Source organism: Micromonospora sp. WMMD975 (assembly GCF_029581215.1).
GTDB lineage: Bacteria > Actinomycetota > Actinomycetes > Mycobacteriales > Micromonosporaceae > Micromonospora.
On sequence record NZ_CP120739.1, the window covers coordinates 4,391,730 to 4,406,494 of the forward strand.

The 14,765-nt window shown below is 73.0% G+C and carries 16 protein-coding genes; 4 read left to right on the top strand and 12 right to left on the bottom strand.

What is annotated here, in order from left to right; all coding sequences use genetic code 11:
* Positions 1 to 18: 18 nt before the first annotated feature.
* The 11 genes from O7613_RS19135 to O7613_RS19185 are packed head-to-tail and all read right to left on the bottom strand — an operon-like array spanning position 19 to position 10,618.
* Complete coding sequence (locus tag O7613_RS19135; protein ID WP_282289489.1) at positions 19 to 1,116, bottom strand: amidohydrolase family protein; 1,098 nt, start codon at positions 1,114 to 1,116, stop codon at positions 19 to 21.
* Positions 1,116 to 1,640 (bottom strand): 3-hydroxyanthranilate 3,4-dioxygenase, encoded by a 525-nt coding sequence (locus O7613_RS19140; RefSeq protein WP_282289490.1) that lies wholly within the window; start codon positions 1,638 to 1,640, stop codon positions 1,116 to 1,118. The genes O7613_RS19135 and O7613_RS19140 overlap by 1 nt, the downstream gene beginning before the upstream one ends.
* Positions 1,637 to 2,059, bottom strand: coding sequence for a RidA family protein (locus O7613_RS19145; RefSeq protein ID WP_282289491.1), 423 nt, complete (start codon positions 2,057 to 2,059; stop codon positions 1,637 to 1,639). The genes O7613_RS19140 and O7613_RS19145 overlap by 4 nt, the downstream gene beginning before the upstream one ends.
* Positions 2,056 to 2,829, bottom strand: a complete 774-nt coding sequence (locus O7613_RS19150; RefSeq protein ID WP_282289492.1) for a fumarylacetoacetate hydrolase family protein — start codon at positions 2,827 to 2,829, stop codon at positions 2,056 to 2,058. Before O7613_RS19150 ends, O7613_RS19145 begins: the two co-directional genes overlap by 4 nt.
* A complete protein-coding gene (dmpG, locus tag O7613_RS19155) occupies positions 2,826 to 3,884 on the bottom strand; it encodes a 4-hydroxy-2-oxovalerate aldolase (protein WP_281587052.1) in 1,059 nt (352 codons plus the stop codon). The genes O7613_RS19150 and dmpG overlap by 4 nt, the downstream gene beginning before the upstream one ends.
* Positions 3,881 to 4,813, bottom strand: a complete 933-nt coding sequence (locus O7613_RS19160) for an acetaldehyde dehydrogenase (acetylating) (protein WP_282289493.1) — start codon at positions 4,811 to 4,813, stop codon at positions 3,881 to 3,883. The genes dmpG and O7613_RS19160 overlap by 4 nt, the downstream gene beginning before the upstream one ends.
* Positions 4,810 to 5,604, bottom strand: coding sequence for a fumarylacetoacetate hydrolase family protein (locus tag O7613_RS19165; RefSeq protein WP_281587050.1), 795 nt, complete (start codon positions 5,602 to 5,604; stop codon positions 4,810 to 4,812). The genes O7613_RS19160 and O7613_RS19165 overlap by 4 nt, the downstream gene beginning before the upstream one ends.
* A gap of 11 nt (positions 5,605 to 5,615) precedes the next feature.
* On the bottom strand, positions 5,616 to 7,097 hold the full coding sequence (locus O7613_RS19170; RefSeq protein WP_281590123.1) for a 2-hydroxymuconic semialdehyde dehydrogenase: 1,482 nt from the start codon (positions 7,095 to 7,097) through the stop codon (positions 5,616 to 5,618).
* Between the two features lie 20 nt (positions 7,098 to 7,117).
* Complete coding sequence (locus O7613_RS19175) at positions 7,118 to 8,446, bottom strand: NAD(P)/FAD-dependent oxidoreductase (protein WP_281587049.1); 1,329 nt, start codon at positions 8,444 to 8,446, stop codon at positions 7,118 to 7,120.
* Positions 8,443 to 9,723, bottom strand: a complete 1,281-nt coding sequence (gene kynU / locus O7613_RS19180) for a kynureninase (RefSeq protein WP_281587048.1) — start codon at positions 9,721 to 9,723, stop codon at positions 8,443 to 8,445. Before kynU ends, O7613_RS19175 begins: the two co-directional genes overlap by 4 nt.
* 16 nt (positions 9,724 to 9,739) lie before the next feature.
* The gene (locus tag O7613_RS19185) at positions 9,740 to 10,618 is read right to left on the bottom strand and encodes a tryptophan 2,3-dioxygenase family protein (RefSeq protein WP_281587047.1); all 879 of its coding nucleotides are present in this window, start codon (positions 10,616 to 10,618) and stop codon (positions 9,740 to 9,742) included.
* Between the two features lie 144 nt (positions 10,619 to 10,762).
* On the opposite strand from O7613_RS19185, the gene O7613_RS19190 reads away from it, so the two are divergent.
* The 3 genes from O7613_RS19190 to O7613_RS19200 all read left to right on the top strand — a co-directional run bounded on the left by O7613_RS19190 (position 10,763) and on the right by O7613_RS19200 (position 12,689).
* Positions 10,763 to 11,209: an Lrp/AsnC family transcriptional regulator gene (locus tag O7613_RS19190; RefSeq protein ID WP_281587046.1), complete on the top strand. Its 447-nt coding sequence runs from the start codon at positions 10,763 to 10,765 to the stop codon at positions 11,207 to 11,209.
* A gap of 109 nt (positions 11,210 to 11,318) precedes the next feature.
* Positions 11,319 to 11,831: a hypothetical protein gene (locus O7613_RS19195; protein WP_281587045.1), complete on the top strand. Its 513-nt coding sequence runs from the start codon at positions 11,319 to 11,321 to the stop codon at positions 11,829 to 11,831.
* Between the two features lie 12 nt (positions 11,832 to 11,843).
* Positions 11,844 to 12,689 (top strand): class F sortase, encoded by an 846-nt coding sequence (locus O7613_RS19200; RefSeq protein ID WP_282289494.1) that lies wholly within the window; start codon positions 11,844 to 11,846, stop codon positions 12,687 to 12,689.
* An 8-nt stretch (positions 12,690 to 12,697) separates the two neighbouring features.
* Here the strand turns inward: O7613_RS19200 and O7613_RS19205 are convergent, their stop codons facing one another.
* The gene (locus O7613_RS19205) at positions 12,698 to 13,237 is read right to left on the bottom strand and encodes an HNH endonuclease (RefSeq protein WP_281587043.1); all 540 of its coding nucleotides are present in this window, start codon (positions 13,235 to 13,237) and stop codon (positions 12,698 to 12,700) included.
* Between the two features lie 254 nt (positions 13,238 to 13,491).
* On the opposite strand from O7613_RS19205, the gene O7613_RS19210 reads away from it, so the two are divergent.
* On the top strand, positions 13,492 to 14,553 hold the full coding sequence (locus O7613_RS19210; RefSeq protein WP_281590122.1) for a mechanosensitive ion channel family protein: 1,062 nt from the start codon (positions 13,492 to 13,494) through the stop codon (positions 14,551 to 14,553).
* Positions 14,554 to 14,765 lie beyond the last annotated feature (212 nt).

Sequence of the window (14,765 nt, forward strand, 5' to 3'; positions counted from 1 at the left end):
ACGGACGCGCCCGTCGCGTCAGGCCGGCGCCACCTTGTCGTCGTCGACGATGCCGGTCCAGTCCCGATCGATCGACAGCAGCTCCCGGATCGCCTCGCTCCGCTCGGCGAGCACGCCCGAGCCGAGGAAGCGCAGGGCGTTGCCGCCGAGCAGCGCGGTCCGCTGGGCGTCGGTGAGGAAGTCCGAACGGTGCACCACCTGCCCGACCGGCCGCTCCCCCAGCGGGTACGGGTAGTCGCTGCCGAGCAGCACCCGCTCGGCGCCCATGGTGTCCACCAGCAGCCGCAGCGCGGCCGGCTCGAACACCACCGAGTCGACGCTGAACCGGTCGACGTAGGAGCTGGGTGGCGCGGCCGACGCGCCGCGTACCAGGTCGCCCCGGCGGTGCCAGGCGTTGTCGGCGCGGCCCAGCCAGAACGGGAAGCTACCGCCGCCGTGGGCGAAGCAGATCCGCAGCGTCTCCGGCACCCGGTCGAACACCCCGCCGAGGATCAGCGCCAGCACCGACAGGTGCGTCTCGGCCGGCATCCCGGCCAGCCAGCGGGCCATCCACCGGTTCAGCCGGGGGCCGCCGGGCATGTCCCACGGGTGCACGAAGACCGGCGCGCCGACCTCGGCGCAGTGGGTCAGGAACTGCACGACGCCGGCGTCGTCGAGGTCCCGGTCGCCGACGTGGTTGCCGATCTCCACGCCGGCGTGCCCGGCGGCGAGGCAGCGGTCCAGCTCGGCGCAGGCGGCGTCCGGATCCTGGAGCGGCACCTGGCAGAACGGCACCAGCCGGCCGTCGCCGGCCACGGTGACCTCAAGGGTGAGGTCGTTGAAGATCCGGGACACCTTGGCCGCCTGGTCGGCCGGGCGGTCGTAGCCGAAGAAGACCGGGGTGGGCGAGACCACCTGCACGTCGACGCCGTCGGCGGCCATGTCGGCGAGCCGGGTGGGCGCGTCCCAGCAGGACGCGCCGACCGGCCGGAACTCGGTCTCCCCCACCATGATCATGGCGGCGCGCTCGGAGTCCACCCGCAGCCACGGCCAGCCGGACCCGCCGCAGGCCGCGGCGAGATCCGGCCACCCCTTCGGTACGACGTGGGTGTGCACGTCCACCACCGGCACCGGCATCAGCCCTTGCCCGGGTGCAGCGCGCCGCAGTTGTCGCAGGTGCGGGCGGTCTCGTCGCCGTAGAACGCGGCGAAGACCGGGGGCAGGTCGGCGGCGATGTCGCGCACCTGCAACTCCACCTCGTACACCTGGTGGCTGCACTCGGCGCAGTACCACTGGAACTTCTCCAGCGTGCCCTCCTCGCGGACCCGCTCGATCACCATGCCGATCGAGCCGGCCTCCGGGCGCTGCGGCGAGTGCGGGGTGTTGCGCGGCAGCATCCACATCTGCCCCTCGCGCACGTGCACCGTACGCGGGCCCTCGGGCGTCATCAGGTTGATGTGCATGTTGCCCTTGACCTGGAAGAAGAACTCCTCGTACGGGTCGACGTGGAAGTCGGTGCGCTGGTTCGGCCCGCCCACCACCATGACGATGAAGTCGTCGCTGCCGGGCAGCATCTCCTTGTTGCCCACCGGTGGCTTGAGCAGGTGCTGGTTGTCCCCGATCCAGCCGGCGAAGCTGAACGGCTCGGCGATCTCACTCATGACGGACCTCCCGACGGAAGTAGGGCCACGGCCTGCATCTCGATCAGCAGGTGCGGATGCGGAAGCTGGTGCACGGCCACCGTGGTCCGGGTCGGACCGGTGGCGTCGAAGAACTCCGCCCAGACCTCGTTGTAGCCACCGAAGTCGTTCATGCTGACCAGGTAGCTGGTCACCTGCACCAGGTCGGTCAGCTCGGCGCCGACCGAGCGGAGCAGGTCGCGGAGATTGTCGATCACGGCCCGGGTCTGCGCCCGGATGTCGAGGTCGGTGGTGCCGAACTCGTCCACCGACACGCCGGCGAACGTGTTGTCCGGCCGGCGCGACGACGTACCGGAGACGAAGACGAACCCGCCCGCGACCTTGACGTGCGGGAACGCCCCGCGCGGCACGGCCTTGCCCGCCACCACCCAGCTGGTCATGGGCGGGCCCTCAGGGACGCCGTGCCGAGCTTCTCCACGACCGCGCGGACGTGCGCGCCGGGGCGCAGCGGCACCGCGGCGGTGGCCGCGCCGGCCAGGAACACCCAGCCCTTGCGCAGCCGGACGCCGTGCCGGCCGGCCAGCCGCAGGCCCTCGTCGAGCGCGCGGCGCGGGTCGCCGAGGATGGCGGCGGTCGAGCCGACCTGCGCCACCCGCCCGTCGACCTCCAGCAGCACCCCCAGATTGTCCAACCCGTCCGGCACCGGCGACCAGGGGCCGACCACGAACGCGGCGGCCGAGGTGTTGTCGGCGACCACGTCCGGCAGCGAGAAGGTGAAGTTGGCGTACCGGGAGTCGATCAACTCGATCGCCGGGGCGACCGCGCGCACGGCCCGGGTGAACGAGCCGACCGGCTCACCGGGTTCGGGCAGCCGGTCCAGCAGGAACGCCACCTCCGGCTCGACCCGGGGGTGGATGAAGTCACCCACGTCGACCGTGCCGCCGTCGGGCACCCGCATCCGGTCGGTCAGCCGACCCCAGATCACCTCGTCCACGCCGACCTGAGCCATCTTGGCCTTGCTGGTCAGCCCCATCTTCAGCCCGACCAGCCGCTCACCCCGGTCGAGGCGGCGCCGCACAAGCGCCTCCTGCACCGCGTACGCGGCGTCCACGTCGAGGCCGGTCTCGGCGGCGAGCTGCGGGATCGCGGTGGCGGTGTCGGCCGCCGCGCCCAGCTTCTCCGCGATCCCCGCGACGTCCGGCCCGCTCATGAGGTGCTCTCCTTGCTCGCCAGGTCCAGTGCCACGTCCACGATCATGTCCTCCTGGCCGCCGACCATCCGGCGGCGACCCAACTCGACCAGGATCGAGCGGACGTCCACCCCGTACTTCGCCGACGCCCGCTCGGCGTGGCGCAGGAAGCTGGAGTAGACGCCCGCGTACCCCAGGGAGAGCGTCTCCCGGTCGACCTGCACCGGCCGGTCCTGCACCGGGCGGACCAGGTCGTCGGCGGCGTCCATCAGCGCGAACACGTCGCAGCCGTGCTTCCAGCCGTGCAGCTCGGCGACCGCGACGAAGACCTCCAGCGGCGCGTTGCCCGCGCCGGCGCCCATGCCGGCCAGCGACGCATCCACCCGGACGGTCCGTCCGGACGGAGAACCGAGCGGGCCGGCGCCGAGGATCCGGCCGTGCTCGACCGCCAGCACGCTGTTCGCCACGCCCAGGGACAGGTTGTGGTGCGCGTGGATGCCGATCTGCGTCTCCGGCGCCAACACCTGCCGGTACGCGTCGACCCGCTGCGCCACGTCGGACATCAGCAGCCGGCCGCCGGAGTCGGTGACGTAGACGCAGTGCGCGCCGTACGACTCCATCAGCCTGGCCTGGGCGGCCAGCCCGGCCGGATCGTTCAGGTGGGACATCATCAGGAACCCGGAGACGTCCATGTCGTTCTCCCGGGCCCAGGCGATGTGCTGGGCGGAGATGTCCGCCTCGGTGCAGTGGGTGGCGATCCGCACGCTCGTCACCCCGAGCGCCTTCGCCGCCTTCAGGTCGGCGATGGTGCCGATGCCGGGTAGCAACAGCGTGGTCAGCCGCGCGTTCGTCAGCACCTCGGCGGCGGCGGAGATCCAGTCCGCGTCGGCGGCGGCCCCGTGGCCGTAGTTGACGCTGGAGCCGGCCAGCCCGTCGCCGTGCGCCACCTCGATCGCGGCCACCCCGGCCGCGTCCAGCGCGGCGGCGATGGTACGCACCTGGTCGGTGGTGTAGCGGTGGGCGATGGCGTGCATGCCGTCGCGCAGCGTCACGTCCTGGATGTAGAGGTCGGTCATGCCGGCACCCCCTTGGCGCGCAGGGCCACCAGCCGCTCGGCGGTGCGCAGGGCGGCCGACGTCATGATGTCCAGGTTCCCGGCGTACGCGGGCAGGTAGTGCCCGGCGCCGGAGACCTCCAGGAACACCGACACCTGAAGGCCGCGGAAGTGCCGGCCGAGCACCGGCGCGTACGTGTCCACCGGGTCGAACTGCACGTCCTGCTTGAGCCGGTAGCCGGGGACGTACTCCTGCACGGTCTTCACCATGTCGGCCACCGACGCGGCGATCGCCGCCCGGTCGGCGTCGGCGTCCGGGCAGAGGCAGTAGACGGTGTCGCGCATCAGCAGCGGCGGGTCGGCCGGGTTCAGCACGATGATGGCCTTGCCGCGCCCGGCGCCGCCGACCACCTCGATGGCCCGCGCGGTGGTCTCGGTGAACTCGTCGATGTTGGCCCGGGTGCCCGGACCGGCCGACTTCGAGGCGATCGAGGCGACGATCTCCCCGTACGCGACCGGGGTGACCCGGCCGACCGCGTGCACGATCGGCACGGTGGCCTGCCCACCGCAGGTGACCATGTTGACGTTCGGCTCGGCCAGGTGCTCGTCGAGGTTGACCGGCGGCACCACGTACGGGCCGAGCGCGGCCGGCGTCAGGTCGACCACGGTGCGGCCGTGCGCGCGCAGCACCTCGTCGTGACGCCTGTGCGCGCCGGCCGAGGTGGCGTCGAAGACGAGCTGGACGTGGGCGAACTCGGGCAGCGCCACGAGGCCGTCGACGCCCTCGGCGGTGGTGGTCACGCCGAGCCGGCGGGCCCGGGCCAGGCCGTCGGAGGCCGGGTCGATGCCGGCCATCGCCACCATCTTCAGGGTGTCGCTGAGCCGCAACACCTTGATCATCAGGTCGGTGCCGATGTTGCCCGACCCGAGCACCGCCACGCCGACAGTCATGAGGTCTCCTTCGAGAAGCAGGTACGCACCGAGCCGAGCCCGGAGATCCGCGCCTCGTACCCGGCGCCCGGGGTGACCGGCACCATCGGGCCGAGCGCGCCGGAGAGCACCACGTCCCCGGTCCGCAGCGGGTCGCCGGCGCGGGCCATGGTCTCGGCCAGCCACCGCAGCGCGTGCAGCGGGTTGCCGAGGCAGGCCGCGCCCGCGCCGACCGAGACCGGCTCCCCGGCGTGCTCCAGCACCATCCCGCACAGCCGCAGGTCCACGTCGGCGAGCCGGCGGGGCGCGGTGCCGAGCACGAACAACCCGCTCGAGGCGTTGTCCGCCACGGTGTCCACGATGGAGATGTCCCAGTCGGCGACCCGCGAGTCGACGATCTCGATGGCCGGCAGCACGTGGTCCACGGCGCGGATCAGGTCCACCGTGGTGACCCGCTCGTCCGGCAGGTCGGCCCCGAGCACGAAGGCGATCTCCGCCTCCACCCGGGGCTGGAGCAGCCGACCGATCGGCACCTCCTCGCCGTCGCCGACGGCCATGTCGTCGAAGAGCACCCCGAAGTCGGGCTGGAAGACCCCGAAGCTCTCCTGCACCGCCCGGGACGTCAGGCCGATCTTCGCGCCGACCCGGCGGTGCCCCTTGCCCAGGCGCTGCCGGGTGTAGACCTGCTGCGCCTGGTACGCGGCCTCGACGTCGCCCTCCGGCAGCAGCCGGCCGCGCAACGGCGGGCAGGGTTTCCCCTCCTGCCGGGCCACGGCCAGTTCCCGGTTGGCGGCCTCGATGTCCACGGTCATGCCGGCTCCTCTCATGCCAGGTCAACGCAGACGTTCGTCAGCTCCGAGTAGAAGTCGAGCGAGTGCACGCCGCCCTCGCGTCCGACGCCCGACGCCTTCACCCCGCCGAACGGGGTGCGCAGGTCACGCAGGAACCAGGTGTTGACCCAGACGATGCCGGCGTCCAGCCGCATCCCGGCCCGGTGCGCCCGGCCCACGTCCCGGGTCCACACGGTCGCGGCCAGCCCGTAGTCGGTGCCGTTGGCGAGCGCGTACGCCTCGTCCTCGCTGTCGAACGGCGCGACGTGCACCACCGGGCCGAAGATCTCCTCGCGGTTGGTCCGGGCGTCCGGCCCCAGCCCGGTGAGCACGGTCGGCTGCACGTACGCGCCGCCGTCGCGGCCGTCGCCGAAGCGCGGCGTGCCGCCCCCGGCGCGGACCTCGGCGCCCTCGATGTGGGCCAGCGCGTAGTGGCCGAGCACCTTGTCCCGGTGCCCGTGCGAGATCAGCGGCATGTTCACCGTCGCCTCGTCGGACGGCCAGCCGTACGCCAGTTCGTCCGCGCGCTTGGCCAGCCGGGCGGTGAACTCCTCGAAGACCGGCCGCTGCACGTAGATCCGCTCGGTGCAGAGGCAGACCTGGCCGCCGTTGGTGAAGCTGGAGCGGACCGAGCCGGCGACCGCCGCGTCCAGGTCGGCGTCGGCGAAGACCAGGCCGGCGTTCTTGCCGCCCAGCTCGAAGCTGACCGCCTTCACCCCGTCGGCGGCGGCCCGCATGATCGCGCTGCCGGTGGTGGACTCGCCGGTGAACGTGATCGCGTCCACCCCCGGGTGCCGGGTCAGGTGCTCGCCGGCCGAGTCGGGGCCGAAGCCGTGCACCAGGTTGAACACGCCGTCCGGCACGCCGGCGGCGGCCATCACCTCGGCCAGCAGCGTGGCCGACGCCGGGGTTTCCTCGCTGGGCTTGACCACCACCGCGTTGCCGCAGGCCAGGGCCGGGGCGACCTTCCAGGTGAGCAGCAGCAGCGGCAGGTTCCACGGCACGATCACCGCGACCACGCCGACCGGCTTGCGGACCGCGTAGTTGAGCGCCCGGCCGCCGGTCGGGGTGACCGTGGTGAACGACTCGGTCGGCGCGGTCGCCACGATCTCGGCGAACGCCCGGAAGTTGGCCGCGCCGCGCGGGATGTCGAGCGTGCGGGCCTGCGAGATGGCCTTGCCGGTGTCCGCCACCTCGGCGGCGACCAGGTCGTCGAAGCGCCGTTCCAACTCGTCGGCGACCCGGCGCAGCACCTCGGCGCGGTCCCGCTCCCCCATCCGGCCCCACGGGCCGCGCAGCGCCGCCCGGCCGGCGGCGACGGCGTCGTCGACCACCGCGGACGACGCCTCGACCACCTCGAAGACCGGTTCGCCGGTGACCGGGCTGCGCTTGGTGAACCGGGTGCCGGTGTCGACGAACGCGCCGTCGACGAAGTTGCGCAGCAGGCCGGGGCCGTCCGGCGCGTGCCCGGTCATCAGCCGGGGGTCCCAGAGCGTCACCGCCGCCGCCCCAGGGCCGCGCCCACGCCGGCGGCCAGCAGCGCCGCCGCGCCGGCCGCGACCGCGCCGACCGCCGCGTACTGCCGGCGGACCCGGCGACGGACCTGCGCGTACGGGGTGGTGGAGAACGAGACCAGCTCGTACTGGGAGACGTAGCGGCCGGGCAACGCGCGTTCCAGCGCGTGCTCGACGGTCTTGCGGGCCCGGAACACCGGGGAGGCGACCTTGTCCCGCATCTCCACGAAGTTGGCGAGCGCCATCCGGGCGATCGCCTCGGCGTCGTCCTGGCGGCGGCGCTCGAACAGCGGCAACGCGGCGGCCCACTCGTCGTCGCACTCGTCGAGGCAGCGGTCCAGTTCGACCACGTCCTCGAAGGCGCAGTTCGCGCCCTGGCCGTAGAACGGCACGATGGCGTGCGCGGCGTCGCCGATCAGTCCGACCGTGCCGGCCACCTGCCACGGCGTGCAGCGCACCGTGCCGAGCACGCCGACCGGGTTGTGCCGGTAGTCGTCGACCAGGTTCGGGGCGAGCGGCACCAGGTCCGGGTAGTGGGCGGCGAAGAACCGCTCGATCGCGGCCGGGCTGCTCAGTGACGCGAAGCTGCGGGTGCCGTGGGTGGGCCAGAAGAGCGTGCAGGTGAAGGAGCGGTCCGGGTTCGGCAGCGCGATCATCATGGAGGTGCCGCGCGGCCAGATGTGCAGCGCGCCCGGGTCGAGGGCGAACTCCCCACCGATCGGCGGGATGGTCAGCTCCTTGTAGCCGTAGTCGAGGAAGTCCAGGCTCTCGCTCAACCCCCCGTACGCCAGCAGTTGCCCGCGCACCGCGGAGCCGGCGCCGTCGGCGCCCAGGACGACCGACGCGGTGGCGCTGGTCTTGCCCTGCGGGGTCTCGAACGTCATCTCGCCGCCGACCGGGTCGAGGCCGACGAGCCGGTGGTCGAACGCGATCCGCACGCCCGGCAGCGCGGCGGCGGCGTCGAGCAGCGCGTTGTTGAGCGCGCCCCGGCTGATCGAGTTGATCGCCCGGTCGCCGGAGACGCTGTACGACTGGAACTGCGGCTCACCGGCCACCGGGTGGATCATCCGGCCGCGCATCGGCAGCGCGTCCGTCATCACCTGCTCGTCCAGGCCGATCCGGCGCAGCGCGTCCAGGCCGCGCTCGGAGAGGGCCAGGTTGATCGAGCGGCCCCGTTCGGCGGCGCCGCCGCGCGGGTCGGGACGCCGCTCGTAGAGGGCGACCGGGTAGCCCCGCCGGGCCAGGAAGCAGGCCAACAGGCAGCCGGCCAGTCCGGCGCCGACCACCGCGATCTCGTCGCGTTCCGTCACGACTCCTCCTTCGCAACCGTCGCGGCCAGTGCCTCGGCCACCCGCCAGCAGTCGTGGTACGTCGAGTAGAGCGGCACCGGGGCGAACCGGACCACGTCCGGCTCCCGGGCGTCCGCGATGACGCCGTGCTCGTGCCGCAGCCGTTTGGTCAGCTCGTTCGCGCTGCCCGCGCCGATCCGGACGGAGAGCTGGCAGCCGCGGCGGGCCGGGTCGCGGGGCGTCACCACGGTCAGCGGCCGACCCGGGGTCACGTCGTCGAGCAGCCGTTCCAGCCAGCCGGTGAGTCGCAGGCTGCGTTCCCGCAGCGCCGGCATGCCGACGGAGTCGAACAGCTCCAGCGAGGTGCGCACCGGCCCCATCGCGAAGATCGGCGGGTTGGAGATCTGCCACGCCTCCACGGTGGCCGGCGGGCGGGACACCGGCGTCATCTCGAACCGGGTGGCCGCCTCGGTGCTCCACCAGCCCTCGAAGCGGGGCAGCGACGGATCGCCGAGGTGGCGCTCGTGGACGAAGACGCCGCCGAGCGCGCCCGGGCCGGAGTTCAGGTACTTGTAGGAGCACCAGGCGGCGAAGTCGACGTCCCAGTCGTGCAGCGCCAGCGGCACGTTGCCGGCCGCGTGCGCCAGGTCCCATCCGACGACCGCGCCGGCGGCCCGCCCGGCGGCGGTGATCGCCGGGATGTCCATCAGCTCGCCGGTCAGGTAGTTGACGCCGCCCAGCAGCAGCAGCGCGACCGTGTGCCCCTCGGCCGCCAGGAAGGCGGTGACGTCGGACGTGCGCAGGGTGTCCTCGCCCGGGCGGGGCTTCAGCCGCACCACCGTGACGTCCGGGTCCAGGCCGTGGAAGCGGGCCTGGCTGCGCACCGCGTAGCTGTCCGAGGGAAACGCGCTGTCCTCGATGACGATCCGGGTGCGGTCCCCGGCCGGGCGGTAGAAGCTGACCATCAGCAGGTGCAGGTTGACCGTGAGGGAGTTCATCACCACGGTCTCCGCGGGTGACGCGCCGACGAGTCGCGCGGCCGGGGCCGACAACAGCTCGTGGTACGGCAGCCAGGGCCGGTCCGCCTCCAGGTGCCCCTCGACGCCCAGCCGGCGCCAGGCGTCCAGGTCGGCGACGAGTTCGTCCCGGGTGGCCCGGGGTTGCAGGCCCAGCGAGTTGCCGGCCAGATAGGCCGCCTCGGGGTAACGCCCGCCGTCGGCGGCCGGCACGTGGAACAGGTGCCGGTGGCCGGGGTCGGCGGCGTCGAGCCGGTGGGCTTCGTTCTCGGGGATCCTCATCGCCTGCTCTTTCGCCTCACATCGCGGTACGGGCGGACCACAGCTCCGGGAAGACCACCCGGGCCATGCTGCGCTGCAACCATGCCAGCCCGGCCGACCCGCCGCTGCCGACCTTCGCGCCCATGGCGCGCTGCACCGCCTTGACGTGGTTCCACCGCCAGTCGCCGAACTGCTCGGCCACCTCGGTCAGCGCGTCGCCGAGCATCCGCAGGTGGTTGTCCGGCCCGCTGTCGCCGTAGACGCGCACCCAGGCCGCCTCCACGCCCGGATGGGACTCGTGCTCGGCCGTCACGTCCCGCTCCAGCAGTTCGGCCGGCACGTCGAAGCCGCGCCGGGCGAGCAGCGCGACCACGTCGTCCCAGAGGCTCGGCGTGGCCATCGCGGCGGTCAGCTCCGCGTACACGTCGGTCTGCCGGCGGAACGGGCGGATCAGCGCCGGGTCGCGCAGGCCGAGCAGGAACTCCAGGTGCCGGTACATCGCGGACTGGAAGCCGGACCCCTCGCCGAGGCGGTCGCGGAACCGGTTGAAGTCGGCCGGGGTCATCCACCGCAGCCCCTGCCAGGCGGCGTTGAGCCCCTCCAGGTGCAGCGCGGCCCGGCGCAGCGGCGGCAGCGCCTCCCAGACCCGGTCGGCCCGCAGCTCACGCTGGGCGTGCCGCAGCTCGTGGCAGGTCAGCTTGAAGTACAGCTCCATGATCTGGCTGACCATCAGGAAGGACATCTCGCCCGGGTCGTCGCTGAGCGGCTGCTGGAGCCGGTGCAGCGTGCTGGCGTGCACGTACGCGTCGTAGGGCACGCGCTCGGCGAACTCAAGCGTCGGCTCGCCTCCGTTGCGCTCCGCCCGGGCCGCCCGCTGCTCCGGGGTGGCCGGGCGGACCGCCGTCGTGTGTTCCACCGTCTTCTCCGTCCTGCGGGGTAGATGCCATGATCTCGCTGGTGGACGGCCGGATGGAATGCCTGTTCAACGGGGGTAGGGTGGTCTGACTTCATGAGCTGAAAGCATCTCAGGAGACTGACTTCACGGAAGAAAGGTCGCCGCGTGGACGACATGGACTGGGCGTTGCTGCGCGAACTCCAGGCCGACGCCCGGCTCTCCTACAGCGAGCTGTCCCGCCGGGTGCACCTGTCCCCGCCGGCGGTCGCGGAACGGGTCCGGCGGCTGGAGGAGTCCGGGGTGATCACCGGCTACCACGCGCACGTGGACCTGGCCCGGGCCGGGCGGACCGTGCTCGCGTTGATCCGGATGTCCTGCTACGGCTCCCGCTGCATCCTCAACGACCCGCGGGTGGCGCAGTGGCCGGAGATCATGGAGATCAACCGGATCACCGGCGACGCGTGCAGCATGCTCAAGGTCGCGGCCACCTCGATGGGCGAGTTCGAGGCGGTGATCGACCGTCTGGCCCCCTACGGCCAGCCGTCAAGCACCATGGTCCTCTCGACGCCGCTCACCTGGCACCCCGTGGTGAAAGGCGGGGCCCCCGCTTAACGCCTCCGGTAGCGGAGGGGGCCCCTGTTAACAGCCCCGCTGACCGGGAAGGCAGCCCTCGCTGCCCGTCAGTGGGTCCGGTGCGCCGTCGCACCGGGAGGGGGGAACCATGCGAGGGCTCCTGTCACATCGCGCGCTGTCGTCCGTACTCGGCCTGTTCGGCCTGATCGCGGCGTTCGTCCTGACCACGGCCGCGCCGGCCCGGGCCGGGGAGAACGTGTTCATCGAGGTGACGCCGAACAGCGTCCAGGCCGGTTCCCGGGTGAGCCTCCGGGCCGGCTGCGACAACAACAACGACCGTCAGGCGCAGGTCACCTCGGACGCGTTCGGCCGGGTGACGCTGCGCTCGAACAACGGCTTCCTCACCGGCTCGGTTACCGTGCCCGGCAACAAGGCGCCCGGCGACTACCCGGTGAACCTGGACTGCGCCAACGGCGCCACCGCCTCGACCATGCTCACCGTGCTGAACATGTCGCAGCCGAGCAAGGGGCCGGCGACCGGCGGCGGAGGCACTGCGGGAGGTGGCCGGGGCGCCGGCTCGCTGCTGCTGGTCGGCGGCCTGGTGGCCGTGGCGGTGGTGGCCGGGGTCAGCGCCCGCCGCAAGACCGGTAGCCGCGTCTGACGGGGTGCGGCCATGGCCCGCTCACCGCGCCACGGCGGGGCCGGCGGTCGCGGCCGGAAGCACCCCGGCCGACCGCCGCCGGACCGGAGCCGGCTCCGGACCGCGCTGCGGCTGGCCTCGGCCGCCGCGCGCCGGTTCGGCCACACCGCCGGGCACGCCTTCTCGGCAAGCGTCACCACCGCCGACCCGACGGCCCGCCCGGTCACGGCCCGCGCCACCACGACCACCACCCGCCGGTACGCCCGGGGGCGCGGCCCCGGCGTCCCGGTGCTCGTGGTGGCCGGGTTGATGGCGCTGATCATGGCCATGCTGGGGGTGGAACGGGTGACCGGCGTCAGCATGCTGCCCGACCGGATCGTCGCCGGCCTGCGCCCGCCGCCGAAGAAGTTCCCGGTGCTGCCCGCCAGCCCGCCGACCGACCTGACCATCGGCAAGCTCGACCTGAAGGCGCCGGTGCACCGGGTCGGCATCGCGCCCGACGGGAGCATCGCGGTGCCGGACGTGGACCGTGCCGGCGAGGTCGGCTGGTACGACCAGGGGCCCACCCCCGGCCAGTACGGCCCGGCGGTGCTCGTCGGGCACGTCGACACCACCACCGGCCCGGCCGTCTTCCACGGGCTGCGGAAACTCGACGACGGCGACCGGATCGAGGTGACCCGCCAGGACCGTTCGGTGGCGGTGTTCGAGGTGACCTCGATCGAGCGGTACGGCAAGGAGAAGCTGCCGGTGCGGGAGGTCTACGGGGACTTCAGCCGCCCCAACCTGCGGCTGATCACCTGCGGTGGACGCTGGGTGGGCGGCGAGACCGGGTACGCCGACAACCTGGTCGTCTACGCCGCGCTGGTCCAGGCCCGCTGAGCCGGGGTTCAGGCCGCTTCGTGTTCGGGCTCGCGCAGGTCTAGCCAGTCCGCCCAGCGCGGGTCGGGGGCGCGGTGGCCGAGCACCCGCCAGGCGTTGCCCTTCGGCGCGGCCGGCAGGTGGTGCAGCCGCCAGCCCAGCTCGGCCGGGGTCCGGTCGCCCTTGGTGTGGTTGCAGCGGGCGCAGGCGGCGACGACGTTCTCCCAGGCGTGCCGGCCACCGCGGCTGCGCGGGAAGACGTGGTCGATCGTCTCCGCCGGCCCCCGGCAGTAGGCGCACCGCCAACCGTCCCGGGCGAAGATCGCTCGGCGGGAGAGCCCCACGTGGGTGCGGTAGGGCACCCGGACGTAGCGGGTCAGGCGCACCACGGAGGGGATGGGGAGCGTGTTGCGCGCGCTGTGCAGGATGCCCTCGCCGTCGGCCACGCAGACCGCCTTGGCGGAGAGGACGAGGATCGCGGCACGACGCACCGACACGACGCACAGGGGCTCGTAGGTGGCGTTCAGAACGAGTGCACCGGAGCCCGCCGTGGGTCGTATGTCAGGCATCGCGCTCACCCTCCCGGTCCAGCCGCTCCCGCCACCACCACGGGCGGGACCGCCCCGCACACCGCGCGGAACGGCCCCGACGCCGGCGGGACCACCGACGTCCGTTGGGCCAATAGTCCCTGATCGCGCCCCGGATTGCACGTACTAATCCGGGGTACCCACTTCGGGGCTGACCCGGGCGTGCCAAGATGACCGGTTAGCTCCGCCCGGGCGGCGGACCGGACCGGCGGGTCCGCGGTGGACGCCCACCGCCGATGCGGTACGAAAGCACGGTGAACGTCTCCGACCTGATCGCCGCCGTGCTCTCCGCGATCTCCGACCGGCGCCCCGACTGCCAGGGCAGCAGCTCCTGCGAGTTCCTGTACCGACTCACCGGCTCCGCCTGGTTCGCCGAGAGCAGCTACTGGGTCCTGCTGAAGCCGCTGCGGGTGGCGCTGATCCTGCTGCTCGCCGTGGCCGCCCGCTGGGCGCTGCACCGGACCATCAACCGGCTGGTGCGCACCACCACCCAGGGCGCGGTGCCGACGATGCTCCGCCCGCTGCGGGAGCGGATCCCCAGCGCCACGCTCGCGCCGGAGCAGTTCGTGCCGGAGCGGCGGCGGCAGCGCGCGGAGGCGATCGGGTCGGTGCTGCGCAGCATGGTCACCGCGTTCGTCTTCGGCATCGCGTTGCTGATGGTGCTCAAGGAGTTCAGCTTCGACCTGGCCCCGCTGCTGGCCAGCGCCGGCATCGCCGGGGTGGCGCTCGGCTTCGGCGCGCAGAGCCTGGTCAAGGATCTGATCGCCGGCCTGTTCATGCTGATCGAGGACCAGTACGGCGTGGGCGACACCGTCGACCTCGGCGAGGCGACAGGCGTGGTGGAGGGCGTGGGCCTGCGGGTGACCACGGTGCGCGACGCTCGGGGGGTGCTCTGGTACATCCGCAACGGCGAGATCGTCCGGGTCGGCAACAAGAGCCAGGGCTGGGCGCTTGTCGTGGTGGACCTGCCGATCGGCTTCGCCGGCACCGAGCAGGCGACCGCGGTGATGCGGACCGCGGCGGCGTCGGTGGCGCTGGACCCGGAGCTGTCGCCGAAGATCGTGGAACAGCCGGAGGTGCTCGGCATCGAGCAGGTGACGGTCGACGGGTCGGTGATCCGTACCGTGGTCAAGACCACCGCGGACGGGCAGTTCACGGTCGCTCGCGAGCTGCGCCGCCGGCTGGCGGAGGCGTTGGAGAACTCGGGGATCACCGCCCAGATCGCGGCGACCCGGCTCTATCCCGGGCTGCCGCCGCAGCCCAAAGCGGGGGGAACGGGCACCGACGCGGCCACCTGACGTCGGGATTGGTACGGACGTTCGCCGGGGGTCGCGTGCCGCACGGCCCCTCGGGTATCGTCCGTTCGGTTCAGTCGGAGATGCGACGATCGATCCGTTCGCCCTAGGCACCCGTCAGACGATCGGGCAGAATCCGATGCACGCGCTCCACCGGGGAGTGCGCTTCGTGTCCTCGCTGATCGACCGATCCGACGACGGTTCCCGGTCGGGCC